This window comes from Allobosea sp. AAP35, from assembly GCF_001295925.1.
Taxonomy (GTDB): Bacteria; Pseudomonadota; Alphaproteobacteria; order Rhizobiales; family Beijerinckiaceae; genus Allobosea.
The window spans coordinates 10,909-36,139 of the sequence record NZ_LJHQ01000043.1 but is presented as its reverse complement, the minus strand read 5'-3'; the positions used below and the strand labels follow the sequence as shown (position 1 = coordinate 36,139).

The window sequence follows — 25,231 nt, the reverse complement described above, 5'->3', positions numbered from 1 at the left end:
GGATCGGTGTCCGTCAGCGTTCACGTCCTTGTGTGCGACGCAGCGAGACGGCGGTGCGAAGTCTCGCGTATCCGAAGACATGAAAGCAATGGCGGAGAGTGGCATGAGCGCATGGTTGCCATGGCTGGACCGGCAGGGACGCGTCTCGGGGCTGCGCGCGGCGGCGTTTGCGCTCGTGCTGCTGCCGGCGCTGATCCTCGCCTATGAGGCCTGGGCGGGACAGCTCGGCGCCAAGCCCTGGACGCGCGCCGTGCATGACACCGGGACCTGGTCGGTGCGGCTGCTCCTGATCACGCTGGCGATCTCGCCGCTGCGGCGCGTGCTGGACTGGGGCAAGCTGCTGGGCATCCGGCGGATGCTCGGCCTGTCCGTGCTCGCCTACGCCGCCGCGCATCTGACGCTGTACTGCATCGATCTCGCCTGGGATTGGGGGCTGATCGTCACTGAGATCATCAAGCGCTTCTACCTGATCGTCGGCATCACCGCGCTGATCGGGCTCGTCGCGCTCGGCGCGACCTCGACCGACGGCATGATCCGGCGGATGGGCGCGAAGGCCTGGCAGCGGCTGCACATGCTGATCTACCCGATCGCGCTGCTTGCCCTGCTGCATTTCGCCCTGCAATCGAAGATCGACGTCAGCCAGCCGGTTCTGATGAGCGGGCTGTTTGCGCTGCTGATGGTTTATCGCGGGCTCGAGCGCTTCAAGATCGCCCTGACGCCGCTGGTTCTGGTGGTGGCAGCACTGGGCACCGGACTTGCCACGGCGCTGTGCGAGACCGCCTGGTATGCGTTCGCGACCGGGGCTTCGGCCTGGCTGGTGTTCCAGGCCAATGCCGATATCGTCACCTATCCGGAGCTCGCCTCGGTCCGGCCTGGCCACTGGGTCGCGCTTGTCGGGCTGGTGGTTGCGCTCGTCGGGGCGTTCAGACGGCCCAAGGCGCGCCCAGCGCGCCGGACGCAAGCCGCCGCGCCTGCCGGTGCGACGCGCTGACGAAGCCCGGTCCTGTCCGCAATCGCGGTTGGCATCCTCGTCTTGAGGTTCTAACCCTATGACATGCCTGATGATCCCAATGCCCAGCCGACAGCCGACGTAGCCCAGGCCGAACTGGCTTCGGACGGCTTCGTGCCCGGCCCGGATCGCAATTCGCCCTTTCTGCCGCTGCGCCAGCCGATTTTCCGCGCCGTCTGGCTTGCCAGCCTCGCCTCGAATTTCGGCGGGCTGGTCCAGATGGTCGGCGCCTCGTGGATGATGACCGCGATTGCCGCCTCGCCGGACATGGTGGCGCTGGTCCAGGCCTCGACGACGCTGCCGGTGATGCTGTTTTCGCTCGCGGCTGGCGCGATCTCGGACAATTACGACCGGCGCCGCATCATGTTGACCGCGCAGGGCTTCATGCTGAGCGTTTCGATCCTGCTCGCGCTGTCGGCCTGGCTCGATGTGATCACGCCCTGGCTGCTGCTCGGCTTCACCTTCCTGATCGGCTGCGGCACAGCGCTGAATAACCCGGCCTGGCAGTCATCGGTGGGCGACATGGTGCCGCGCCAGGACGTGCCGGCAGCGGTGACGCTCAACAGCGTCGCCTTCAACATCGCCCGCAGCGTCGGGCCGGCTATCGGCGGGGCGATCGTGGCTGCGGCCGGCGCGGTCGCCGCCTTCGTCATCAACGCCTTCAGCTACATCGCGCTGATCACCGTGCTGGCGCGCTGGAAGCCGCCACGCGTCGAGCGCGTGCTGCCGCGCGAAACGCTGCTGATCGCGATGGGCGCCGGTGTGCGCTATGTCGCGATGTCGCCCAATATCCGCAGCGTCATCCTGCGCTCCTTTGCCTTTGGTTTTGGCGGCATCGTCGCGCTCGCCCTGTTGCCGCTGATCGCACGCGATCTCGTCCAGGGCGGGCCTCTGGTCTTCGGCATCCTGCTCGGCGCCTTTGGCGCCGGGGCGGTGGTGGGCGCCTTCATGAGCGCCCGCCTGCGCCGGCTGCTGACGACCGAGGCGCTGGTGCGCGCGACCTTCGCGGCCTATGCGGTGGCCGCCGCCATCATCGGCGTCAGCACGACGATGTGGCTGACGATGCCGGCCTTGGCCGTCGGCGGCGCCTGCTGGGTCCTGACGCTTTCGACCTTCAACGCGACGGTGCAGCTCTCGGCGCCGCGCTGGGTCGTGGGCCGGGCTCTGGCGATCTACCAGATGGCGGCTTTCGGCGGCATGGCGGCGGGCAGCTGGGCCTGGGGCCAGGCGACACTGCATCTAGGACCCGAGCAGGCCCTGCTGATCTCCGCCTTCACGCTGCTCGTCGGCGCGGCGCTCGGCCTGCGCTACGAACTGCCGCCGCTGGAGGCGCTCAATCTCGATCCGTTGAGCCGCTGGCGCGAGCCCAAGGTTGCCGTCGACATCGAGCCGCGCAGCGGCCCTGTGATCGTCACCATCGAATGGCTGATCCGCGAGGAGGACGTCGTGGCGTTCCTCAACGCGATGGCGGAACGCCGCCGAATTCGCCGGCGCGATGGCGCCCGGCACTGGACGCTTCTGCGCGACCTGACCGACCCCGAACTCTGGGTCGAGCGCTATGACAGCCCGACCTGGGTCGAATATGTCCGGCAGGCCCAGCGCGTGACGCTCGCCGATGCCGACATCGGCGAGCGCGTACGCGCCCTGCACAAGGGGCCAAACCCGCCGGTGGTGCACCGGATGATCGAACGCGAAACCGCAACCCTGCCGCGTGGCCTGCCGACGCAGCATCCCCACCCGCCTGAGCCGACGGGACACGAGGTCTGACGGGCGCGGATCTCAGCCGACGATCCAGAGCCCCGCCAGCCCAAACAGCCCGACCACGATCCGCCACCAGGCGAAGAGCGCAAAGCCCCGCTTGGAGACGAAATCGAGAAAGCTGCGAACCACAATGAGGGCGGCGAAGAAGGCTGTGACGAAGCCGACGGCGATCAAGGTCACATCGTCGAAGGTCAGCGTCTTGTAGCTCTTGAGCAGATCATAGGCGAAGGCGCCGGCCATTGTCGGCATGGCCAGGAAGAAGGAAAACTCGGCGGCCGCGCGCTTGCTGGCGCCCAGCAGCATGGCACCGACGATGGTCGAGCCCGAGCGCGAGACGCCGGGAATCATCGCCAGGCACTGGAACAGGCCGATCTTGAGATACATCGACAGCGGAAAGGTGGTCGCGTCGGTGTGCTTCTCCTGCAGTTCGAGATCATCGACGACGAGCAGGATCAGCCCGCCCGCGATCAGCGCGCAGCAGACGATGAAGGGGTTGAACAGCACGCCCTTGATGAAGCCGTGCAGCACCGCGCCGATGAGGGCTGCCGGCAGGAAGGCGACCAGCACGCCGATGACGAAGCGCCGGGCAGCCGGGTCGGTGGGAATCCGCAGAGCGATGTCGAGCAGGCGGCGGAAATAGACCGAGGTGATCGCCAGGATCGCGCCGAGCTGGATCAAGACCTCGAAGGATTTTCCGTTCGATTCGAAGCCGAGGAAATGCCCGAGCAGCAGGAGATGCCCGGTCGAGGAGACCGGCAGGAACTCGGTCAACCCCTCGACAATGCCGAGGATGGCCGCTTCGATCAGGTTTTCCATGGGAAGCGGTCCTCGCGAGACTCAAGGTTTTGTGCAGCGCGGCATCATTAAGCCGCAGGCCTCGTTAAGCCCAGAGGCCTCGATAAGCCCATTCCTTTGCAAATTGGTTACCAAATCCCCAACCGGACCGCAGCGAATCGTCCGTTCGTAGCGCCTGCGGGTTGTGAGCCCTTCCTGCCCCGATTATAGCCTGCGCTTTGCGAATAGCGCGGTGCGTTTCATCGAGCGGCCCTGCTTCGGCCGCACCTGCCTGCTTCACGAGTGCCATGGCGACCCTTCATCATTATCCGCTTTGCCCGCATTCGCGCTTTATTCGGCTCGTGCTCGGCGAATACGGGCTCGAGGCTGCGCTGGTCGAAGAGCGCGTCTGGGAACGCCGGCGCGAGTTCCTCGAGCTCAACCCGGCCGGTACGACACCCGTCTTTCGCGAGGAGAACGGTCTGTCCGTTCCCGGGGCCGGGCCGATCGCGGAATATCTCGACGAGACCCGCGGTCTGGCGCTGGCCGAGCGCCGCCTGCTGCCCGAAGGTCCGGGCGAGCGCGTCGAAGTCCGTCGCCTGCTCGACTGGTTTTGCCTGAAGTTCAACGAGGAGATCACAGCGCCGCTGGTGCTGGAGAAGGTGATGAAGCGCTTCATGGCGCGCGACGAGGGCGGTGGCCCGCCCGAAATGAGCGCCATTCGTGCGGCCCGCGCCAATGTGCGCTATCATCTGCGCTACATCGCCTGGCTCACCGCCAAACGGAACTGGCTGGCGGGCTCCGAGCTGAGCTATGCCGATCTCGCTGCGGCGGCGCATCTCTCCTGCGTCGATTATCTCGGAGACGTGCCCTGGGAAGAGGATGAGGCGGCGCGCGCATGGTATGCGAGGATCAAGTCGAGGCCGAGCTTCCGGCCGCTGCTGAGCGACCGGATGCCGGGCATGGCGCCGAGCGCCCACTACGACAATCTGGACTTCTGAAGGCCGCCCCACATACGGATGGCGAGCGCCTCAGGCAGGCCGTCATCACGCGCGCCCTCACCGAGGGGTTCTCGGTCGCGCGCATTGCCTCCGTCGATTCGATCCCGAATGCGCCCGCCCGCCTCGCCGCCTGGCTGGCGGACGGCCACCATGGCGAGATGGGCTGGATGGAGGAACGCACCGCGCAGCGCGCCGACCCGCGCCAACTCTGGGCTGAAGCCAAATCGGTGGTGATGCTGGGCATGAGTTATGCCCCCGACGGCGACCCGCTGGCGATGCTCGGACAACCCGACAAGGCCGCGATCTCGCTCTACGCCCGCCGGCGCGACTATCACGACGTGATCAAGGGCAAGCTGAAAAGCGTAGCGGGCCTGCTGGCGGCGCAAAGCGGCGCCGATGTGAAGGTCTTCGTCGATACCGCCCCGGTGATGGAGAAGCCGCTGGCCCAGGCGGCGGGGCTCGGCTGGCAGGGCAAGCACACGGTTCTGGTTTCGCGCGAGCACGGCTCCTGGCTCTTCCTCGGCGCCATCTACACCACCGCCGTACTCCCGACGGACGCTTCAGAGAGCGACCATTGCGGCTCCTGCACGCGCTGCCTCGACATCTGTCCGACCGACGCGTTCCCGGCGCCCTACCAGCTCGATTCGCGCCGCTGCATCGCCTATCTGACGATCGAGCATCCCGGCCATATCGACGAAGAGCTGCGGCCCGGCATCGGCAACCGCGTCTTCGGCTGCGATGATTGCCTGGCCGTCTGCCCCTGGAACAAGTTCGCGGAAGCCGCCCAGGAGACGCGGCTTTCGTTGCGCGAGGGGCTCGACGGCCTGCCCCTGAGCGACCTCGCCCGCCTCGACGATGCAGCCTTTCGCATGCTGTTTGCCGGCACACCGGTGAAGCGCACAGGCCGCGACCGCTTCATCCGCAATGTCCTGATCGCGATCGGCAACAGCGGCCGGCCCGATCTCGCGGTGAGCGCCGCAGCGCTGATCGGCGATGCTTCGGCGCTGGTGCGCGCCATGGCGGCCTGGGCGCTGATCAGGCTCGACCCCGCCTGCGCCCGCAGGCTTGCGCCCAGGGCGCTCGCTCTCGAAAACGACCCCGATGTACGCCAGGAATGGCAGGCGCTTTCGCCGCAACCGGATATGGCCTCATGAAGCTCCTCATTCTCGGCGTCGGCTACTCGGCCGGGTTCTTCGCGCATGCAGCCCTGGCGAAGGGCTTGCAGGTCACCGGCACGGTGCGCTCGAACGGGAAGGCGGAGCGCCTCGGCCACGCCGGCATTCCCACATTGGTTTTCGACGGATCGTCGACCTCGACCGCGCTGCGCGCCGCCATCGCCGAGGCGGAGGCCGTTCTCGTCTCGGTGCAGCCCGGGGAGGCGGGCGACCCGGCCCTGCTTTGCCTGGCGACGGAGCTTGCGGCGGCCCCCGCCCTGCGCTGGATCGGCTATCTCTCGACCATCGGCGTCTATGGCGACCATGGCGGCGCCTGGATCGACGAGACGACCGCGCCGAAAACGAGCTTTCGCTCGCAGATGCGGCTGGCCATCGAGCGCGACTGGCTGGCGCTGGGCGAACGGAGCGGCAAGGCCGTGCAGATCTTCCGCCTCTCGGGCATTTACGGCCCAGGCCGCAATCCGCTCGTGAAGCTGCGGCAGGGCACGGCGACCCGGTTGATCAAGCCGGGACAGGTCTTCAACCGCATTCATGTCGACGACATCGCCGGCGTGCTGATGGCCTCGATCGCGGCGCCGCGCCCCGGCGCGATCTACAACGTCACCGATGACGAGCCGGCTCCGCCACAGGATGTCGTGGTCTTTGCCGCGGAACTCGCCGGCATCGCGCCGCCGCCAGAGACGCCTTTCGACCCGGCAAAGCTGTCGCCGATGGCGGCGAGCTTCTATGGCGAGAACAAGCGCGTCTCGAACGCGCTGGTGAAACGCGAATTCGGCTACCGCTTTCGCTACCCGACCTATCGCGAGGCGCTGCCCGTGCTGCTGGCGGGGGGCGACTGAGCGGCCGCCTCGCTCAGGCCGCGTAGCGTTGGCCCTCGTCGCCATAATAGGCGACATAGCGCTGGTCGATCGCCGCCACGGGGAGGATCACCAGCACATCGGTGGTGCCGAACTGCCGATCGATGACGGCGCCGGTGCCGAAGCGGGCGCCGAGCCGCAGATAGCCCTTGATCAAGGGAGGCATCTGCTTCAGCGCGAGTTTGGCATCGACCATTTCCGCCGGCAAACGATCCATTGCGACGAGGCGCTCGCGACGCGCCGTGGCGCTCCATTCGCCGGCCGAGCTGGCATGGTGATGCAGGAAGCTCAGCGGCAGAGCGAGCGCGTCGGGATCGGTGCCGTCGAAGCTGGCGCAGCCGAACATCGCGTCGATGCGATGGTGACGGATATAGGCCCAGATGCCGTGCCAGAGCAGCTCGACCGTCTTCTTGCTGCGATAGGGCTCGAGCACGCAGGAGCGACCGAGTTCGAGGAACCGCTGGCCGGGATGGTTGGCGATCATCGGCGCGAGATCGAACTCGCCCTGGGTATAGAAGCCGCCAAGCCTTGTCGCGGCGCCCTGACGCATCAGCCTGTAGGTGCCGACGATCTTCGGCTTCACGCCGCCGAAACGCCCCCGTGCGGCGTGGTCGATGACCAGCAAATGGTCGCAGGCCTTGTCGAAGCGGTCGGCATCGCGGCGGAACATGCGCGAAACCGCATCCGGCTTGGCCGACATTTCCTGATAGAACACGCGGTAGCGCAGCCGCTGCGCCCGCCAGATCTCGCTGGGTCCGCGCGCCAGCCTGACCTCGAGCGAGCCGCTGCGACCCAGGGTTCCCGACAGCGGGTCGGGCGCGCCGGCGGGGCGACCGAAGCGACGCATGGTTTCGCCGGTGATCAGCATGAGCGGAGACAGGCGCGACAACAGCGGGCCCGATACAGGCCCATGCCGAGCCGGCTCAACGGCATGTCCATGAAGGTCTGGTGCCATGTTTCGTCTTGTCCCGCAGGCCGCTTTCTTTGGCAACTTAGCAGGAATGCGCCCTGTATCTGACAGGTTCGCGACAAAACTACGTCGGGGCTGTGACGAAAGGTCAGGCCGAGCGGACCAGGGCCTCGGTTCTCGACACATGATCGAGCCAACGCTGCAAGGCTGCGCGGTCGAGAGGCTTAGCCAGACAATCATCCATCCCGGCAGCGAGCGCGGCGGCCTTGTCGGCCTCCGCGGCATTGGCACTGACCGCAACCAGTGGCAGCCGTGCCTGCTCGGGGCGGCCGCGCTCCAGGGTCCGAACGGCGCGCGCCACCGCCAGGCCGTCGAGTTCCGGCATGCGGATGTCGAGCAGGACGAGGTCGAAGGATGGGGCCGTTCCGTTCAGCCCGGCCTCGATCGCCTCAAGCGCCTTGCGACCGTCCCGCGCCCAGACCGGGATGCAGCCGAAACGCTCCAGCGTGCGCGTCACCAGCAGGGCGTTGATCTCATTGTCCTCTGCCACCAGCACCCTGATGCGCTGGCGCGGCTCCGGCGAGGATGGGCCCGCGTCCGGTTCGATGGCCAACGTCCCAGGCAGGGGAGCGGGGCGCGGCGAGAGGCGCGCGTAAAGCGAGCGGGCTCGCACCGGCTTGACCAGGAAACCCGTGAAACCGGCGTCGCGGGGTGAACCGAACTGCCGCCGCTCCAGCGGCGACAGCATGATCAGGCATTCGGCGACGCCCGCCATGCGGGCCGCCGTCGCGAGGTTCATCGCCACCTCGCGGCCGACCATCTGGTCGATCAGGGCCGCATCGTAGGGGCCATCATCCTGCAACCGCGCGAAGGCCGCCTCGGCATCGGCAGCCAGCGTGGCGCTGCCGCCGGTCGCGGCGATGGTCTCGCACAGGAAGCCGGCACCGAACGGCGCGCCCGAGACGATCAGCACCCGCTTGGACCGCCAATCCGGCACCGCGGGGCGGACGGCCTCGCCCGAGGGCGCCAAAGGCAGGCGGACGTGAAACAGTGACCCGCCATTCTCGCCGCTCTCGACCCCGACCGAGCCACCCATCAGCAAGACCAGCCGGCGAACGATCGCCAGGCCGAGGCCCGTGCCCTCATGGCGGCGCGCGGCGGAGTTGTCGATCTGCTCGAACTCCTCGAAGATCGCCTGACGCCGCGCTTCGGGGATGCCGGGTCCGGTATCGGCCACGGTGATCGCGATCATCCCGTCTTCGTTGCCGATGCGGATGCCGACGCCACCCGCTTCGGTAAATTTGATCGCGTTGCCGACGAGATTGAGCAGGATCTGGCGCAGCCGGTCGGCGTCTCCCACCAGATGCGTCGGCAAATCCGGGGCGAGATAGGCGGCCAGCTCGATGCCCTTGGCCTGGGCGCGCGGCGCCATCAGCTCGGAGACGGTCTCCAGCAAAAGCCCGATGTCGAAGCTCTCGCTGGCGAGTTCGAGCTTGCCGGCCTCGACCTTGGCAAAATCGAGGATGTCGTCGATGAGCCCGAGCAGAGCCTCGCCGGAGATCCGCAGCGCGCGGACATAGGTCTCCTGCTCGGGTTCGAGACCGGTGTCGCCGAGCAGATCGGCCATGCCGAGGATGCCGTTGAGGGGCGTGCGAAACTCGTGGCTGACGGTGGCGAGAAAGCGCGACTTGGCCTCGTTGGCGCTTTCCGCGCGGGCGCGAGCCTCGACAAGTTCCTGCTCGCCTGCGATCCGCGCGGTGATGTCGCGGCCGACGCGCTGCAGCACGGTGGCGCCCAGCGCCACGGGCACAACCGTCTCGACCCAGGAGATCCAGCGCTCGCCATCGGGCGTGGCGAGACATTCATCAAAGACGCGCGCGCCGCCTTCCAGCGCCAGAGCCGGGCGGCAGGCGACCCGGCGCGGCTGCGCCACGGCACCGACGATGTCGGCCTCGTCGATCCCCAAAAGCGCGGCATAGGCGCCATTGGCGTAGACGATCCGCGCGCCGTCGCGCCGCACGATCAGATCGCCCTGCGCCTCGATCAGACTGCGGTAATGCTCCTCGCTGTCGGCGAGCGCCCAGAGGCGATCGTTCAGCGCCTCGACATCGCGCGACAGCTCGGCCGCCTGCCGGACGATGCGGTCCCGCTGGCGCAGCAGCTTCACCGCCGCAACGCCCGCGACCAGCACGAGCATGACGACCACCACAGCGAGCCAGTGCGAAGACAGGAATTGCATGCTTTGAGGCTAGCAGGGGCCCCTTGAAAAACCGTTTGACGACAGCGCGCATTTGACCGGTTGGGAAGCACAATCGCTTAACCGTGCCGTGCCTCGCTCACGCTGCCTGCGCCATCTGGTCGCCGCGCGACCGGTAGGACAACGCCTCCGCCAGATGGATACGGCCGATCTTCGCCTCGCCGTCGAGATCGGCCAGCGTGCGGGCGACCTTGAGCACCCGGTGATAGGCGCGTGCTGTCAGGCGCATCGCATCGGCGGCGTCGCGCAGAAGCGAGAGGCCGGCGGCGTCGGGCCTGGCGATCTCGTCGAGCAGCTGGGCCGGGCAGGCGGCGTTGGTCGAGACGTTGGCCATGCCAAGCGCCTCGAAACGGGCCGTCTGCAAACGCCGGGCGGCTGCGACGCGGGCGGCCACCTGCGCCGAGCCCTCGCTCGCTGCCGGCAGGATCAGATCGGACGCCGTGACGGCGGGCACGTCGATGGTGATGTCGATGCGGTCCAGCATCGGGCCCGAGATGCGGCCCTGGTACTGGGCCATGCAGCGCTCGTTCTGCTGGCGACGGCAGGCGAAGCCCGGCTCGGTCGCCTTGCCGCAGCGGCAGGGGTTCATCGCGGCCACCAACTGGAAGCGGGCCGGGTAGACGGCCCGGTGATTGGCCCGCGAGATCAGCACATCGCCGGTTTCCATCGGTTGGCGCAGCGCATCAAGCGCCTGGGCCTGGAACTCGGGCAGCTCGTCGAGGAAGAGCACACCGTGATGGGCGAGCGAGACCTCCCCGGGCTTGGCCTGGATGCCGCCGCCGACAAGCGCCGCCATCGAGGCCGAGTGGTGGGGCGCGCGGAAGGGCCGCCGGTCGGTCAGGGCGCCGTCGGCGAGGTGGCCGGCGACCGAGAGCACCATCGAGACCTCGAGCAGTTCGCGCGGGCTGAGCGACGGCAGGATCGAGGGCAGGCGACTCGCCAGCATCGACTTGCCGGCGCCTGGGGGCCCGTTCATCAACATGTCAAGGGCACTATTGTCCGAAACGGCCTTGGCGGCTCCCGAGACCTGCCCGGATCAGTTGAACGATAAAGTTGGCCCATAGTCGACGTCTGGAACGTCGGCTTTCCGGCAGCCGGCTGGATACGGGCGATCAGCCGAGGCCGAATCCCCATCCGGGTTAACACGGCGGCTCATCTTGAAGTCCGGTAGTGCTGCCCCATAAAGGCGTCAGGCGCGTGAATAGTCCAAGCGCCGTGATCGCAGTGGAGCTGCCGCGTGAACCGTGACGTTCTATTGGAGGCTATCGACGCCATATACTCAGCGGCGGGTTCGCCGGCTCTTTGGCCCGACGCTCTTCAGTCTATAGCGAATTGTTCTGGGGATGTTGGTGCGATCATGATTTTCCAGCGCGAGAACGGCGCGCTTGGCACGATCTGCACTCCATCGCTTGAAATGGCGCAGCGCGACTACGAACGCGGCGAATGGTGGCGTTACGACATCCGCTTCAAGCGGACGGGCGAACTCGGTTATCTGGCCAACACCGACGCCGTGACCGACCGACATGTTTGCTCGGACGAGGAGATGCAGTCGTTGCCGTATTTTACGACCTTCCTTCGCAGTCACGATTTGAAATGGTTCGGCGGGGTCAACATCTCGCCGGACCCCAAATTCGCATTGGCGCTCTCGGTGCAGCGGCGTGCCGACAAGCCGGCCTTTGGGGATGACGAGCTTGCGGTGCTATCCCGGCTCGGTCGCCATGTCGAACAGGCTCTTCGGCTTGGCATCCGGCTGATCCGGGCCGAGGCAGGGCAAGCCACGCTGGCCGATGTCCTGTCTAAGCTCGATGTCGGCATCTATTTTCTCGACGAGGCGGCCCGAGTGGTCTTCCAGAACGAGGCGGCGCTCGCTATGGAGGGCAAGGGCCTGTCGGTGGTCGGTGGCAGGGTGTCGGTCGACGCAACACCCCAGCGCGAGGAATTGCGCGCGGCGATTGCCGCGGTTATCAGCATGGACGGCTCGACCTTTTCGGCTGCGCCAGCTAGGCCAGTGCTCGTGCCCACCAGCGACGAAACGGGGTATCTGGCGATACATACATTGCCGGTCCGGCATGGCCCTGATCGTATCATCGACAAGTTGCTCGCGGGCGTCAGTGGCGTCGTTGTCGTCAGCCGCTCGGTCAATGGCGACCCGATCGATCCGGCTCTGCTGCGTGACCTGTTCGGGCTAACACTTGGGGAGGCGCGCGTGGCAACGCTGATCGGCGCCGGGATCGCCCCCCGCGACGCGAGCAAGAGGCTTGGGATCACCGAGCAGACGACGCGCACCGTCCTGAAGCGCATCTTCGCCAAAACCGGCGTGATGCGCCAGAGCGAACTTGCAGCGCTGCTCAGCCGGCTCGTCCTCAGGCAGTGACGGCGAGGCTTCGGCCGCGACCAGCGTTGCGGTAGGGCGAGCGGAAAATGATTTACATGACGAAATGCGATCAAGGCCCTGAATGCCAAGCTCCGGCGCTCGGTCAATATACGGGGCATTTTCCCACAGAAGACGCTGCGATCCAACTGATCTATCTCGTCTTGCGCGACGCAGCGGCCGAGCGGACAATGGCTCTGCGCGGATGGGGCAAAGCAAGATCCCGGGTCGCCATCATGTTCGAGGAACGCTTCATCACGTGGTCAAGCTCAATCCGCCCCGGACACAAAAATTAAGATGCTTCCCACAATCGCTTTCATGCCCTCGCGAAGGGTCCGTCGTCTGAGGGCGACCAACGGGCCTCAGCTCGGACGGGAAGGGCTAAAATCGCCCAATAATTTCGGTCAGATCACTTCAATGGCGCAGCTCTGGACGGCGTGAAGGGCAAGCCGGTCTCCCCGGTTGCCCTGGCGGCGGTGAAACGCCTCGACGCGCTGTTTGAGATCGAGCGCGCGATCAACGGGCGCAGTGCCGAGGTCCTGAAGCCGATCAACTACATGCTCAGGCGCTGGGCCGACTTCGCCCGCTTCCTCGACGAGGGCAGGATCTGCCTCAGCAACAACGCAGCCGAAAGAGCGCTACGAGGCTTTGCTCTGGGGCGGCGCAACTGGACCTTCGGCGGCAGCCAGCGCGGCGCTGACCGAGCCGCCGTCATGCTCACGCTCATCGCCACGGCTCGCCTCAACGACGTCGATCCGAAAGCCTGGCTCGCCGACGTCCTGGCCCGCATCGCGATCTGCCCGTCTCACGTCTGCACGAACTGCTGCCGTGGCAGTGGCGGCTCCTGCGCGAAGCCGAAAAGCCCGCAGACCAGAAGGCCGCCTGAACTTCACGTGCCGCCATCATGCCCCCGCGGCAATCGCGCAACGGCTTCCGTCTGCGGTCCTCCTCGTATGCGTAGTCTAGATTACATCCGGCTGAAACTGCTAAAATCTCCTTGGGCTCGGCTTCAAAGGCCAAATATTGATTTTGGCACTTCCGTAACGTCGTCATATGTGTAGGCATACCTAATTTGGGGGATGCCCACGCATAAGCTCCAATCTAGCCAAAGCCTGTATCATCCGTCCGCCTCATCGTTGAGATTTTGTGCACCATGACATCCGATCCAGAATTTCGGTTTGGCGAGAGCAGGCACGCGCTTCAACCAGCTGACACGCCTGTCAGCCGCACTAACATGATGATTGTGTGGATGCTGATTATGGCGGCGAACGCGCTGATATGGAGCTTCATCGTCGCTATGGTCGGCAAATATTGGAACCTGTGGTAAGACGATGGCGCCGCGTGTGTGCGAAGAAGCACGAGGTTTTTGCGGGTCCCCAGCTGGGCTGCGCTGCAGCGGCTAACGATGACCCCGATTTCTGAGAACTCTCAGGGCATCACCGTTACAATTTGACGCCGTCACTCATCGCCAAGCCGTCTGGACTCTTGTTTGCGGTTAATGAAATATGAATAAGGCCGTTGCGGGACGGTGAGCGTAAGTCGGAGTTAGCAACGAAGAGGCCTCGTTGCATTGAGGAAATGTGACATGGCCATTTTGCTGGATAACAGTCTTACGGATCGGCGTCGTTGCACAGATCCGATCTGTGTCGAGGAGTGGTCGCCGATTATGGCCTCTACGGGCCCCATAAAACCGGCGTGTTTGGCTCCGCCATCTTGGCGCCTACCGACATCGATACATCCACGATCCTCTGCCTGAGTAAATATGGCGTCGCGACCGTTGCTGTTCCGGTAGCGCGTAGAGCGCCTCTGGGGAATACTGCGCTTCTTCGGTCAAATTGATAGAAATCGTCCACTTATGACCACCTAAAGATGGTCTATATTAGTGGTCTAATCTGTGTTGCGTGGGGTCATATCAGTGTCGCGTATGGTCAACATTATTGCTATCGTTTTTTTGACGTGGGCTATTTCTTACGGCGCGGCCAGTGCGCAACCCGTTTTGCGCGACGTCGTCGTCATTTTTGACAGTGAAAGAGAGCCACGAAATTCCCAGACGCAGGTGCACATGCGTGTGGAATTTCCTCTCAATCATCTCGGGTACCGGTTGGTCTATCGTGATATCCGCCAAGGATTGCCCGATGCTGCGACCATGGCGACGGCTGCAGCTGTCCTGACCTGGTTACAATACGAACTTGATGATCACATAGAATATCTTGCCTGGCTCAACGAGATGTCGGACCAAGGTATCAAGGTGATTATTCTGGGCTCGCTCGGCGTTCCCTTTGTGCCCGAAACGGTGCGGCTGGCCAACCGCATCTTCGCGAAAATGGGTCTGCGCTTCACCGGTGAGTTCGTTTCCAGCGTTCTCGATGCCAAGGTCGCAAGCCTTGACCGCGATCTAATGGAGTTTGAGCGGGCACTCGACCCGGTCCCAAACGAGCATGCTCTTGTCGAACGCGTCGGCTCGGGCGCTCGTATAGGGCTGGAATATACGCTTCGTTTTGAGGGCCGCGAGCGGCGTTCGATCGTCGCTGCCGTTGGCCCAGCCGGTGGCTATGTGGCCCATGGCTACATCGTGCATGGCGATGCAACGACCGGTGCTGCGCGCTGGATCGTAAACCCGCTCAGCTTCTTCAAAGCGGCACTTGGCTCAGCCCTTTTCCCCATCCCCGACACCACAACGGTATCGGGCCGCCGGCTCTACTTCAGCCATGTCGACGGTGACGCTTGGAACAACGGCGTCCAGATCGACGGCTATCGGCCCCGCCGCGGCACGGCGACGCCTGCCGCCGGGTCGGCGGTGCCTGGCAGGACTATGTATTCCAGTGACATCGACGGGGACGCCTGGAACAATGTCGTCCAGAACGGCCGAACCGGCGAACAGGTCACAGCTTCACAGATGATGCTGCGTGAACTGATCGAACCCTATCCCGATCTGCCCGTAACGGTCGGTCTGGTTGCCGAGGATACCGATCAGGAGCTAGGTGGGGGGCAGAGGGCGATGGAGACGGCGCGGCGGGTTTTTGCGCTCCCCCAGGTGGAAGTGGCAAGCCACACCTGCACACATCCCTTCAACTGGGACTTTTTTGCCAATTACAGCCGTGCCGCCGAATATGATCTGATCGTCGAGAACCAGCGTCAGACGAAAAACTTTACCACCCGCCTGATGGAGGCAATTGGCTTTGTCAACGCGGCCGAGGCGCGCCGTACCCGTTATCTGGTCGGCGGCAATCACGCTCCGCGCGCTTTCCTCCGCGATCCCTTCTCGATCGATCGTGAAGTTACCCACGCCCTTCAGATAACGCAGGCTCTCGCCCCCGAGGGCAAGAGGGCAGCGCTCTATCTATGGAGCGGCAACACGCGACCATTTGAGGGCATCATCAAGGCAACGCGTCAAGCGGGCGTTCGCAACATGAATGGGGGCGACACCCGCTTTGATGCCCAGCACCCGTCCCTGGCCTATGTCGCCCCCCTGTCCCGAGTCGTCGGCGGCGAGCGGCAAATTTATGCTGTGAATTCCAATGAGAACACATACACCAATCTTTGGACGGCTCATTTCCACGGATTTCGCCAGTTGCGGGAGACGCTGGAGCGCACCGAACTGCCGCGTCGCCTCAAAGGCGTGAATGTCTATTACCATACCTATTCGGCCGAGCGCCGCGCGTCATTGGAAGCAGTTCGCTTCCATCTCGATTGGGCGCGGGAAGCAAAGCTTGCCCCCATCAAGGCCTCCGAGTACGCAGCTATCGCCGACGGCTTTTTCTCGGCAAGTATAGCCCAGACCGGAGAGCTCAGCTGGACCATTAGTACGCGCGATGGCCTCCAAACATTGCGCTTAGATCAGCCCGGCCACCTCGTTCCTGATCTTGCCGCAAGCATTGGCATCCTTGGTACCAACAGCCATGCCGGCTCGCTCTACATCGCACTCGATGCCAGCGCGGGGATCGCAACCCTTGTTCTCAAACGGCGTAGCGCTGTCGAACGATCCTCATTCGCCGTGGCCTCGCTGCGCGAGAGCCGCTGGCAACTTCGCCATATGAGGCGCGAAGCCTGCGGTCTGCAATTTGTCGCCGAGGGCTTCGGGAACGGAGAGTTTGTGTTCGATCATCTGCCTCAAGGTCCGTTGACCATTACGGCCAGTCGGCATGGCCACGTGCTTGAGACAGTCCGCTCGCAGGCGGATACGCACGGCTCGTTGAATTTTTCCCTGGCGCTGCGCGCCTTCGAGCCCGTCGACGTTGAAATTCGCTGCGGGGTCAAGTCGTGAGACGCCCGCTTTCGCTTGCCATCATCGCGATCGCGTTTGGCGCCGGCTTGGCAGCTCTGGCACTCATCCCAAGCGAACTTGAGCATATCTCCATGCTCGAGCGCGATGGAGAAATCGAATCCGCCACCCGCCTTGCCAACACACTCTATGATCGCGGTGATCGTCGTAGCGCGATCCTCGCCCGCGTTTTCGAGCTTAATCACACGGTTGGGGATGCCAGCCGTGCCGACAAGGCTTTACGCGAATATCTTGCCGGCACGCCAGACAGCCCCCGCACGTTAAGAAAGGCTGCCGAATTCTTTGAACTCGAGCAAGACCTCGAGGGTACGCTTTCCGCTCTCGCCAATCTTGTGCTTATCGCTCCAAACACCGCATACGTAGAGAAACTTGCTCGCCTTTATCGGCTGCATGGTCGCTTTGGCGATGAGATGGCGCTCCTTGAGCGGAATCGCTCGCTTTTAGGTAGCGATTTCCTCACGCGCCTTGGTGGTTTGCTCGCCCAAACTGGCAATCTCGCAGGTGCGGTACAGACGCTTCGCGTGGCCGATGACCACTATCCCGCAGACCAGGAGCACTACGGCTCTCTTCTCTTTGATCTTCTCGTGAGCAGCAGTGCCATTGATGAAGCTTTGCGGCGGGCAAGCCGTTGGGCAGCGCTCGATACAAGCATTTATCCGCGCCTGCCGATGATACTTCGTCTAATAGAAAGCGGGGCTATAAAAGAAGCTCTAGCCCTTGCTGGCGTTCCCCTATCAAAGCCCGGTTCATCGCCCGACGCACCGCGCGCGGGAGTGATTTGGGCCCTCCTCAGCCGTGGACATGTCGCGCTCGCAGGGGACCTAGTTGAACAGTTTTCCGACGTCAAAGTCACCCGTGAGCGCCGCGAAGCCATTACGAGCTATGTCAGCCTGGCGGTCGCGAGGGGGTTGCTCGGCGAGATCATGGCCAAAACCGACCGTCTCTTGCGAGCCTCAGACGAGCGCCAAAAGAAACTCGGGCTTGCCCTTTCCTCCGCTCTTTTCGAAAAGTGGAGCTTCAATGGCCTTGGACCCTTGCGAGCCCACCTGTCGCCTGAACTCGCAGTCCTCGATCCAATTTTTGCGGCACAGGTTGCATTCGCCGAGAAGCAGCCGGCCATGGCCAGCTTCTATCTGGAGCAGGCCGATCTGACGGAAGACGACGAGTCTCTTTCAATGCTCTGGCTGAGCCTTGCCGAGCAGAGCTTCGCTCCCACTAACCTGGCCCGCGAACTGATCCGGCGCCGCAGTGAGGGCGAGCTTCCCTCGATCCTTTTGCCACATCTGCAGTTGGCCGTTCGGCAAGCTGGTCTTGTCATGCCAGGCTTTGATCCGTTCGGTGCGCCAAGTCTGGCAGCAGCGCAAGGTGCTCCCCGTTCCATGGGTGCTTTGCCATGACCGGCCCAACGCTTCCGGACGGTGAAGCACGTCGTGACTTTGCCAATGTTCTCAAGCAGCAGCTCGACAAATTTCGCCTGCCCTTAGATGGCCAGGAGGGATGGCGATCATGGGTCTTCGAGATATGCGTTCTTATCTCGGTGATCTTGGCGATCGCGATTGTATTGCAGCCGCGCGTCATGCTGCTGGCAGCCTCGCCGCATCCATTCTGGCTACCTGTCGTGGCTGCAGCCCTCATTCATGGCACCCTACCAGGCTTATTTGCTGCAGCCCTTGCCGGTCTTTGTGCTTGGCTGTTCGGGCCTCCAACGACGACGACGGAGGACGACTTCTACGACCTGATGTTCCGGGTGTTCAAGGAACCGGTCCTCTGGCTTTTCGCCGCCATTGTTCTTGGAACGTTTCGTGACCGGATAGAGGAGGAGCGCCAACGCCTCGCACGTGAGCGGGATGATGCACGTGATGACCTTGGCCTTGCCGTCGATCACGCAACGGCCTTGCGAGGACGCATCAAGGATCTGGAACGAGCTATCGTGCTAGCGGAGGTAGATGCCCAACCCTCTACGGCTTTGCCTGAGGACATCCAGCGCAAGCCTGGACCTGACGTCCTCCCGCCGGTTCCGTTGCAGACGAGTCAGGAAGAGGCTTGGCGCGGACTAACCTGGCTGCGTCCTTCGGCGTTTCTCGCAAAATCACCCGGACCTGACGACTTTTGCTTCACCTGGGCCTGCCTGTGGAAGATGAGCGCCGAAGGCTGGGAATGCGTGGGATACGAAGGATCAATCAGTGCCGATCCTGAGCGTTTTTTGCTTCATTTTTGTCGGCACCCCCGCATCTATGACTGCCGTAACGAAGACGATTGCGAGATCATGCCCTCAGGTGCCCTTTTGGCGGTGCCAGTGCAACGGGGAGCGGAGCCGGCTTATCGGGTCCTCATCGTCGGGGGGGGAAGCTTCGGAACCACAGCTGAGCTTGACGCTGCTATTCACAGGGTCCTGCCACTTGTCGAGCGTCTGGGTCAATCGTCGTTCGGGAAGCCGTCATGATGAGTTCTTCCCACCGTCAGCACCACCGCCTTGCCCTCTGGCGCAAAACAGGCGGCAAAGTAGCTTTCATCCTTCTGGTCGCTCTCCTTTCCGTTATCGGGGACGTCCTGCTGGCCATTGCCGCGATCGATTGGCAGCTACCTTCAGCGCTGGCCGTATTTGGGCATTGCCTCGTTGCAGGCGGCACTTTTGCTCTCATATTCCTGAGGCTGGGTGACTGGCACGCAGGTGTCGTCCTGGCGCTCTGGGTCGGTCTACTTGGCCCGTTCGGAGCTATTTTCGCGGCTATCGCGATGACCTTCACGGCTTTGTCGAAAAGCAAATCCATTGCGGATGAAGCCTGGTACCGCCGTCTAAGTGGCAGACAAGAGCTGGAGAATGAGCTCATAACTGCCTTGCGGGATCAGCGTGCGTATGTGGGGGAAGGCGCGACCCTTCACTCGTTTCGTGAGATCATGGAGAGCGGCTCAGTCAATGACAAGCAGACGATCCTGGGGCTAATTGCCCAATCTTATGAGCCAGCTTTTTCCAGTCTGCTGATGGGTGCCCTGAACAGTCACGAAGTTGCAGTCAGAGCTTCAGCTGCGGCTGTCTACGCCCGTCTGAGAGATAAGCAGGCAGCCAATATGAGAGCTGCGGATGCTCTTGCCCAAAGCGTTGTTCCACTGGATGTGCTGGAGGCGGCTACGCTTTATGCGAAGGCTGCCTCTTCCGGACTTCTCTCGAAAGATAACAGCGAGAAGGCGCGTTCACTGGCGTTGGAACTTCAGCGACGGCCGTTGCGTCTTGATCGCGTCTCCCGAGAGATTGGTCCACCCGATGCGCGCCTTGGCGCGCCTCGCCATAGGGCGCAGGATCCTGGAGCTATTGATGGACCGACGCGGTTAGCTCTGGAAAACGATCTGGGCGCCCCCCCCTCGTCGCGCGTGGTGTACCAGCCATGAGCCCATTTAGAGGAGTGCCGGCCTTTGATCGCACGCGGGGCAAGTCCTGCGACATCTGCCTCATCGTTGAGGGCTGCTATCCCCATATTGCCGGGGGCGTATCGACGTGGGTTGATTGGCTTATTCGCTCCCAGCCCGACGTCACGTTTCGTGTTTTGTCTATCGTAGTCCCGGGCGAGGAGCGCAGAGCCCGGTTCGAATTCCCCAACAATCTCGTAGCCTTCCGAGAGATCGCTCTTGGGCAGGATAACACGACACCTTCGCCCCAAAGGCTGCTCGATTTTCTAAGTGGCAAGAAGCAGGAGTTTGACTCTAAACATCGCGAAGAGCTTGCTGACAATCTCTGTCGCTTTATACTAACGGGATCTCTCGATGATCTTGAGGCGGTATTCTCTCTCGTGCGAGGCGGCAAAGTCAAACTTGCTGCTATAATCCACGATCGTCACACATTCGAACTCGTCTGCGCGACTTACAGACGGCTGATGCCATATGGCATTTTTGAGGATTTCTATTGGGCATGGCATTCCCTCATGGGCGGGCTGTTCTCCATCCTCACGACGTCGCTCGAGCCCGCCCGGACCTATCATGCGATTTCGACCGGCTATGCGGGTCTGCTCCTGGCGCGGGCCAAGCTCGAGTTCGGCGCGCATACGATCGTCACCGAACATGGCATCTACACAAACGAGCGTCGTATCGAGCTTTTGATGGCCGATTGGCTCGTCGACACGATCGACAATGGCTATCGCCTCGATCGCACGAGGCTCGATCTGAGGGATGTATGGGTGCGCTCCTTCGAGAGCTATGCGCGCGCCTGTTATCAAGCCTCTGACAAGATCACCACGCTCTTTTCTGACAATCAGCCCCTTCAACGGGAACTGGGCGCCGATCCCGCGCGCCTCGAGGTCATCCCGAACGGAATTGATTTTGAGCGCTTCGCCGCGATCGATGAGGCGCCCGATGATGGACGGCCTACAGTTGCACTCGTCGGCCGGGTCGTCCCCATCAAGGACATCAAGACCTTCATTGCCGCTATCGCCCAGTTGAGGCAGCGCGTTCCCGATCTACGCGCCTTCATTGCCGGCCCGACCGATGAGGACGAGGCTTATGCAAGTGAGTGCCAGGCCATGTGCGAGGAACTCGGGTTGACGGAGACGTTAACTTTCACCGGGCGCGTCAACGTCATCGACCTCTTGCGTGACGTCCATGTTATCGCGCTGACGAGCCTTAGCGAGGCCCAGCCCCTAACTGTCCTCGAGGCCGGCGCTGCCGGCCGCCCGTGTGTGACGACCAATGTTGGCGCTTGTCGCGAAATGCTCGAAGGTGCCTCCGATGAGGATCCACACCTTGGACCGGGCGGTATTGTAACTGACATATTGAATGTCGATCAGATAGCTAAGGCGCTCGAGGCCCTTCTCAGCGACCCTGAACAGCGCAGAGCCTACGGAAGAGCGCTCCAGGAGCGCGTGAAGCGCTACTATACCACACCGATCTCCAGGCGGCGCTACCGGGCCATTTATGGCTTGCCCTCCATGGCCGAGGCGGTGTGATGGCAGGCATCGGATTTGAGCTCAAGAAACTTGCCAAGCGTCGCGGCATGTTGGCGCCTGCGGCCTCGCTCGGCCATGCGACAGTCGTTGCCGCCGGTCCCTGGCTCCTGACGGTCATTGCAATGAGCCTCATCCAGTCCCGCGTCACATTGGAGAGCGAGTGGCGCCACGATTCGGTTCAGGCCCTGATTATTTATTGCTTCTGCGTGTCTCTTGTCGCTACAGCGCCCATCACGGCCGTCGCCGTGAGGGTTGCTTCCGACAAGATCTACCTGAGGCAATTTGAAACGCTCGCGCCCGTTTTCTTGATCACGACCCTTATCAGTGTCGTGTCAGGTCTCGCCGTTGCTATGATCGTTTTCTCTTGGTTGTTCAAGATTGCCGCCGAGGAATTGCTCTTCGCGACCCTGTCTTGCGGGATCGTCTCGGCGATGTGGCCGGCGATGGCCTTCTGCGGAATGATTCGGCGGTATGGCGAGATTACCCGGGCATTCGTCTTCGGTCTTGCCGCGTCGGTCGCCCTGACATTTGCCGCCGAGCAACTTGCGTTCAGTGCCGCCGTCGAGGGTTTGCTATTTGCATCCGGGCTCGGCCTGACGACAATCCTCTTGCAGGCGGTATTTCTGACGACTTTTTCTGCGGCGTCCGATCACCAGGAAGGTCGCGATTCTTGTCCCCCACATCTTCGACCCAACTACGCAATGGTGGCGCTCGGCGCCTTGTTAAGTGCCTTGGGTCTCTGGGCTGACACATGGGTGATGTGGTTTGGGTCTTTGCAGGTGCTGAGCCCCGAAGGACTTGCGACGGCCCCCTTCTATGACAGCGTCATGTTTATGGCCCGCATTTCCATGGTGCCAGCACTGGCCTTTTTTGTGATCTGGGTTGAGACTGCAGTCTTTGACCGTGTCCTTTCCTATATCGCCACCATCCGAGGGACAGGCACCCTCGAACGCATCTGGAAAGAGGCGGCTGCTTTACACATCACAATCCGCCAAATGCTGACAAGTGTCATCCTCGTGCAGCTTTTGGCATCAACTGCTCTGGCACTACTTGCTCACGTCGCCATCGATGCCTCGGGCCTTCTGTTCCAGCAGACCGGTCTGCTGCGCAATGGCGCGATTGGCGCCCTTTTCCATGTAGTGTTTATCGCCGCTACATCGATCCTGCTCTTCCTTGACCGGGTACGGGCCTTCACCTGTCTGCAGGCGCTGTTCCTCGTCCTCAATGGCAGCCTCACACTTGTCGTGACGGCTTGGCTCCCTGAGGCCTATGGAATTGGCTATCTCCTGGCTGCGGCCCTCAGCGCTGTTGCAGCCGTCGTCGTCCTTGAGGACACCTCGGAGAACATCGTCTCTGTTACCTTTGCTGAAGCGCATCGTCAGGCCACAACGAGGAAGGGGCGCCCTCGGATCTTCGCCGCGTTAGAGGCGATGATGGCCCGCTACAAGCAATTAGCCGCTGCACGAGCGCTCAGCCCTCATTCGAACTCTCCCATCAGCTCTCCGTCCACCGTCCCAATCCGCCGCCCTTACGACCCGTCAAAGGGAGATCATTCATGAACGCAAGATCTGGTTTCGTCGTCCTTGCCGGTACTGTTGTGGTTGCCGCTATGGGCTGGTCGCCTGCACTTAATGCACAGCGTGCGACCGCTCCCGCAGCTACGGCAACAGAGACGACGGAGGCGGCCTATGCTGTTGGTGACCGGCTGAAAGTCAGTGTCTACGAGCAGTTGGATGTTCCCCAGTCGGGCGCCAATCAGCGCTCTCGCGAAGCGATGCGGGCCTTCTATCAGCGGGTGGACCTTGGCGGTGAGTACTCAGTTGAAGCCGACGGCACGCTCAATCTTCCTCGCTTAGGCCGTATTCCGATGGCAGGTCGTTCGGTTTCAGACGTAAGACGGGACATAGCCGCGGCCCTCCAAAAAGAGACCGGCAGGCTTGGTGATGTCCACGTGGCTATTATTGAACGTCAGCCAGTTTACGTGGTTGGTGATATCCGCCAGCCGGGCGCCTTCCGCTTCGTTCCCGGTATGATTGCCATCCAGGCTATCGCGCTTGCAGGCGGCTCGGAGCGCGCCCTCGATCGTGGCCTGACCCCAGTCGATGCAAGTCGGGAGCGCGAGCGGGCAGCAATTGTTCGCTCGCGCCTTGCGAGCCTTCTGGCTCGCAAGGCCGCCTTCCATTCCGTGCGCGACCGCATCCGGCCCAGCATTCCAGATGATCTGGTGGAGCTTGTTGGGCCGGAGCGGGCCCGCGAACTCATCAAAGCAGAAACAATTGCTAGCGACCGTGCGGCAGAAGAGCGGCAAGGAGACATCCGTCGTTTGAACGCCGTCTTGGTCGCCGCCCGCGAGGAACTGCGGGCCCTAAGGGGCGCGGCCGAACAAACTCGGCGCCTGGCCCTTGCCCGCCAGAACGAAATCAGCCGGGTCAGCGAGCCAGATCCGCGCCTGACAAACAGCCAACTGGTCGCAGGGCTTCAGGCGGAGGCAGCCGATTTTAGCTTGAAGAACCGTCAGTTCGAGACGAGTGCGAGCCAGGTCGAGCAGCGGATTGGGGAGGCAACGGGAGCTCTTGCGAAGATCGATCTGCAGTTCAGGACAAATCTCACTCGCGATCTAGCCATCGCGGAACAGGAGATTGCGGCTCTGAAGGAAGAGCTGGCATCTGCTGGAAGGATTGCAGATCAAATCAGCCTGCGTGGCGGCAACGATTCTACGTCCCAGATGCCCCTCGAGATCGTCCGCCAGACGGGTGGGCTGCCCCGCAACATTACAGCTGAACCCACCACGATGCTCCAGCCAGGCGATGTCGTTCATGTCCGAGCACCGGCGCAGCGCGTTGGCACGTCTTCCGCGGGATCAAGGCCGTGAGCCCGTTTGCGAAGCTTCGCCGAGTTATGCTCAAGATTGGCGTTTCCTTGCCTGCGATTTCGTTGCTGTCGCCAATCCTTGGACAGACCGTTGCAGGTGCGGCCCAACAACGCCTTGACCGAACGTTTGCTCGTCGATTGCTCCATGACGCAAGATCCTGGGGGGTCCAGTATCAGAATGTCGATATAAGCATTCTGGTAGAGTCTCCTCTCGACCTTATCGTCCTGGATCCAAGCCTTAACGACAGCGCGGGCCGGTTCATTTCGGCTCAAGAGATGGCCGCTCTCAAGCGCAAGCCGGACGGGGGGCGGCGATTGGTCATCGGTTATTTATGTATCGGCGAAGCCGATTTGAAGCGCTGGTATTGGCCACCACAATGGCGCTCGCGGCTGCCTGCTTGGGTTGGACCTGAGAACATCAATTGGCCAGGTTCACGCGTGGTCCGGTACTGGGATCGGCGGTGGCAGGAGATGATCGTTACCGGTTCGGCTTCAATCCTCTCGAAAATTATCGACTTGGGATTTGATGGCGTGCTGTTGGATCGTGTCGATGCTTATGGAGACTGGGACCACAACCGGACGAGTGCCAGACAAGAGATGATCGAACTTGTTGAAAAGGTGGCAAAGACGGCACGCCAGCGGCATTCAGGTTTCCTGTTGATCCCACAAAACGCCGAACACATTATAGAGAATGAAAGTTATCGCGCGGTCATTGACGCAATTAATAAGGAGAGTTTGCTAACCGGCCTCAGTGGCAAAGACATACCAAATCGTGCGACGGATGTGGAATGGAGCCTCTCGCGACTGCGGTTAGGGCAAGCGGCAGGCGTGAGGATGCTGGCTACCGAGTATTTGTCTAATCCCAACCTGAGGGACCGCACTAACGATCAGTTGGTGGCATGGAATTTTCTACCGTTCTTCGGCGTCAAGGCCCTTGATAAGCCTCCGTGGTGAGCTTTGCGCCGCTCGGTTCAGTACCGGTTCTGGGTCAGGCAACCAGGAACATAGTCCAGAAATGATACCGGATCG

Annotated in this window: 17 protein-coding genes and 2 pseudogenes; 15 read left to right on the top strand and 4 right to left on the bottom strand. The window is 62.7% G+C overall.

The genetic code is table 11. The features are described 5' to 3' along the window. Positions 1-103 precede the first annotated feature (103 nt). Together IP69_RS14675 and IP69_RS14670 are read left to right on the top strand one after the other, a co-directional pair. Positions 104-991, top strand: a complete 888-nt coding sequence (locus tag IP69_RS14675; protein WP_248306845.1) for a protein-methionine-sulfoxide reductase heme-binding subunit MsrQ — start codon at positions 104-106, stop codon at positions 989-991. A gap of 63 nt (positions 992-1,054) precedes the next feature. After that, positions 1,055-2,776: an MFS transporter gene (locus IP69_RS14670; protein WP_082359344.1), complete on the top strand. Its 1,722-nt coding sequence runs from the start codon at positions 1,055-1,057 to the stop codon at positions 2,774-2,776. Between the two features lie 12 nt (positions 2,777-2,788). On the opposite strand, the gene IP69_RS14665 is transcribed toward IP69_RS14670, so the two are convergent. Next, the gene (locus IP69_RS14665) at positions 2,789-3,586 is read right to left on the bottom strand and encodes an undecaprenyl-diphosphate phosphatase (RefSeq protein WP_054143577.1); all 798 of its coding nucleotides are present in this window, start codon (positions 3,584-3,586) and stop codon (positions 2,789-2,791) included. A 266-nt stretch (positions 3,587-3,852) separates the two neighbouring features. Here IP69_RS14665 and IP69_RS14660 point away from each other — a divergent pair, with 266 nt between their 5' ends. From IP69_RS14660 to IP69_RS14650, 3 genes are read left to right on the top strand one after another with little or no spacing between them, the layout of a single operon-like run. After that, positions 3,853-4,545 (top strand): glutathione S-transferase family protein, encoded by a 693-nt coding sequence (locus tag IP69_RS14660; protein ID WP_054143576.1) that lies wholly within the window; start codon positions 3,853-3,855, stop codon positions 4,543-4,545. Beyond that, positions 4,443-5,699, top strand: coding sequence for a tRNA epoxyqueuosine(34) reductase QueG (gene queG / locus IP69_RS14655; RefSeq protein ID WP_082359343.1), 1,257 nt, complete (start codon positions 4,443-4,445; stop codon positions 5,697-5,699). Before IP69_RS14660 ends, queG begins: the two co-directional genes overlap by 103 nt. Further along, entirely contained in the window at positions 5,696-6,559 is an 864-nt protein-coding gene (locus tag IP69_RS14650; protein ID WP_054143575.1) for an SDR family oxidoreductase, read from the top strand. Before queG ends, IP69_RS14650 begins: the two co-directional genes overlap by 4 nt. Positions 6,560-6,572: 13 nt before the next feature. Here IP69_RS14650 and IP69_RS14645 read toward each other — a convergent pair whose 3' ends face one another. The 3 genes and pseudogenes from IP69_RS14645 to IP69_RS14635 form a co-directional block, all read right to left on the bottom strand. Beyond that, positions 6,573-7,424: a GNAT family N-acyltransferase gene (locus IP69_RS14645; RefSeq protein ID WP_248306846.1), complete on the bottom strand. Its 852-nt coding sequence runs from the start codon at positions 7,422-7,424 to the stop codon at positions 6,573-6,575. Between the two features lie 211 nt (positions 7,425-7,635). Then, on the bottom strand, positions 7,636-9,726 hold the full coding sequence (locus IP69_RS14640; protein WP_054143573.1) for an ATP-binding protein: 2,091 nt from the start codon (positions 9,724-9,726) through the stop codon (positions 7,636-7,638). Positions 9,727-9,823: 97 nt separating this feature from the next. Beyond that, a pseudogene (locus IP69_RS14635) lies at positions 9,824-10,729 on the bottom strand (ATP-binding protein); the annotation flags it as partial. Between the two features lie 252 nt (positions 10,730-10,981). Between IP69_RS14635 and IP69_RS14630 the strand changes: the two are divergent. The 10 genes and pseudogenes from IP69_RS14630 (at position 10,982) to IP69_RS14580 (ending at position 25,156) form a co-directional block, all read left to right on the top strand. Beyond that, complete coding sequence (locus IP69_RS14630) at positions 10,982-12,118, top strand: helix-turn-helix transcriptional regulator (RefSeq protein ID WP_156323476.1); 1,137 nt, start codon at positions 10,982-10,984, stop codon at positions 12,116-12,118. 437 nt (positions 12,119-12,555) lie between these two features. Continuing rightward, positions 12,556-13,001: pseudogene (locus IP69_RS21500) on the top strand (transposase); the annotation flags it as partial. Between the two features lie 1,038 nt (positions 13,002-14,039). Then, on the top strand, positions 14,040-16,379 hold the full coding sequence (locus tag IP69_RS14620; RefSeq protein ID WP_156323475.1) for a hypothetical protein: 2,340 nt from the start codon (positions 14,040-14,042) through the stop codon (positions 16,377-16,379). Continuing rightward, positions 16,376-17,794: a hypothetical protein gene (locus IP69_RS14615; protein WP_054143569.1), complete on the top strand. Its 1,419-nt coding sequence runs from the start codon at positions 16,376-16,378 to the stop codon at positions 17,792-17,794. The genes IP69_RS14620 and IP69_RS14615 overlap by 4 nt, the downstream gene beginning before the upstream one ends. Next, positions 17,791-18,840 carry a DUF4118 domain-containing protein gene (locus IP69_RS14610; RefSeq protein ID WP_054143568.1) on the top strand — a complete coding sequence of 350 codons (1,050 nt, stop codon included), beginning with the start codon at positions 17,791-17,793 and terminating at the stop codon, positions 18,838-18,840. Before IP69_RS14615 ends, IP69_RS14610 begins: the two co-directional genes overlap by 4 nt. Further along, positions 18,837-19,784, top strand: coding sequence for a hypothetical protein (locus tag IP69_RS14605; protein ID WP_054143567.1), 948 nt, complete (start codon positions 18,837-18,839; stop codon positions 19,782-19,784). Before IP69_RS14610 ends, IP69_RS14605 begins: the two co-directional genes overlap by 4 nt. Next, positions 19,781-21,331: a GT4 family glycosyltransferase PelF gene (gene pelF / locus IP69_RS14600; RefSeq protein WP_054143566.1), complete on the top strand. Its 1,551-nt coding sequence runs from the start codon at positions 19,781-19,783 to the stop codon at positions 21,329-21,331. Before IP69_RS14605 ends, pelF begins: the two co-directional genes overlap by 4 nt. Next, positions 21,331-22,890 carry an exopolysaccharide Pel transporter PelG gene (gene pelG, locus IP69_RS14595; protein WP_054143565.1) on the top strand — a complete coding sequence of 520 codons (1,560 nt, stop codon included), beginning with the start codon at positions 21,331-21,333 and terminating at the stop codon, positions 22,888-22,890. Before pelF ends, pelG begins: the two co-directional genes overlap by 1 nt. Next, positions 22,887-24,203 (top strand): polysaccharide biosynthesis/export family protein, encoded by a 1,317-nt coding sequence (locus IP69_RS21495; protein WP_082359340.1) that lies wholly within the window; start codon positions 22,887-22,889, stop codon positions 24,201-24,203. Before pelG ends, IP69_RS21495 begins: the two co-directional genes overlap by 4 nt. Further along, entirely contained in the window at positions 24,200-25,156 is a 957-nt protein-coding gene (locus IP69_RS14580) for an endo alpha-1,4 polygalactosaminidase (protein ID WP_156323474.1), read from the top strand. The genes IP69_RS21495 and IP69_RS14580 overlap by 4 nt, the downstream gene beginning before the upstream one ends. Positions 25,157-25,231: the final 75 nt, after the last annotated feature.

Coding starts and splice junctions, on each gene's coding strand:
- IP69_RS14670 (WP_082359344.1), top strand. CDS start 1,055: ATGCCTGATGATCCCAATGCCCAGCCGACAGCCGACGTAGCCCAGGCC.
- IP69_RS14640 (WP_054143573.1), bottom strand. CDS start 9,726: ATGCAATTCCTGTCTTCGCACTGGCTCGCTGTGGTGGTCGTCATGCTC.
- IP69_RS14610 (WP_054143568.1), top strand. CDS start 17,791: ATGACCGGCCCAACGCTTCCGGACGGTGAAGCACGTCGTGACTTTGCC.
- IP69_RS14660 (WP_054143576.1), top strand. CDS start 3,853: ATGGCGACCCTTCATCATTATCCGCTTTGCCCGCATTCGCGCTTTATT.
- IP69_RS14675 (WP_248306845.1), top strand. CDS start 104: ATGAGCGCATGGTTGCCATGGCTGGACCGGCAGGGACGCGTCTCGGGG.
- queG (WP_082359343.1), top strand. CDS start 4,443: ATGGTATGCGAGGATCAAGTCGAGGCCGAGCTTCCGGCCGCTGCTGAG.
- IP69_RS14605 (WP_054143567.1), top strand. CDS start 18,837: ATGATGAGTTCTTCCCACCGTCAGCACCACCGCCTTGCCCTCTGGCGC.
- IP69_RS14650 (WP_054143575.1), top strand. CDS start 5,696: ATGAAGCTCCTCATTCTCGGCGTCGGCTACTCGGCCGGGTTCTTCGCG.
- IP69_RS14620 (WP_156323475.1), top strand. CDS start 14,040: ATGGTCAACATTATTGCTATCGTTTTTTTGACGTGGGCTATTTCTTAC.
- IP69_RS14665 (WP_054143577.1), bottom strand. CDS start 3,586: ATGGAAAACCTGATCGAAGCGGCCATCCTCGGCATTGTCGAGGGGTTG.
- IP69_RS21495 (WP_082359340.1), top strand. CDS start 22,887: ATGAACGCAAGATCTGGTTTCGTCGTCCTTGCCGGTACTGTTGTGGTT.
- IP69_RS14645 (WP_248306846.1), bottom strand. CDS start 7,424: ATGCGTCGCTTCGGTCGCCCCGCCGGCGCGCCCGACCCGCTGTCGGGA.
- pelF (WP_054143566.1), top strand. CDS start 19,781: ATGAGCCCATTTAGAGGAGTGCCGGCCTTTGATCGCACGCGGGGCAAG.
- pelG (WP_054143565.1), top strand. CDS start 21,331: ATGGCAGGCATCGGATTTGAGCTCAAGAAACTTGCCAAGCGTCGCGGC.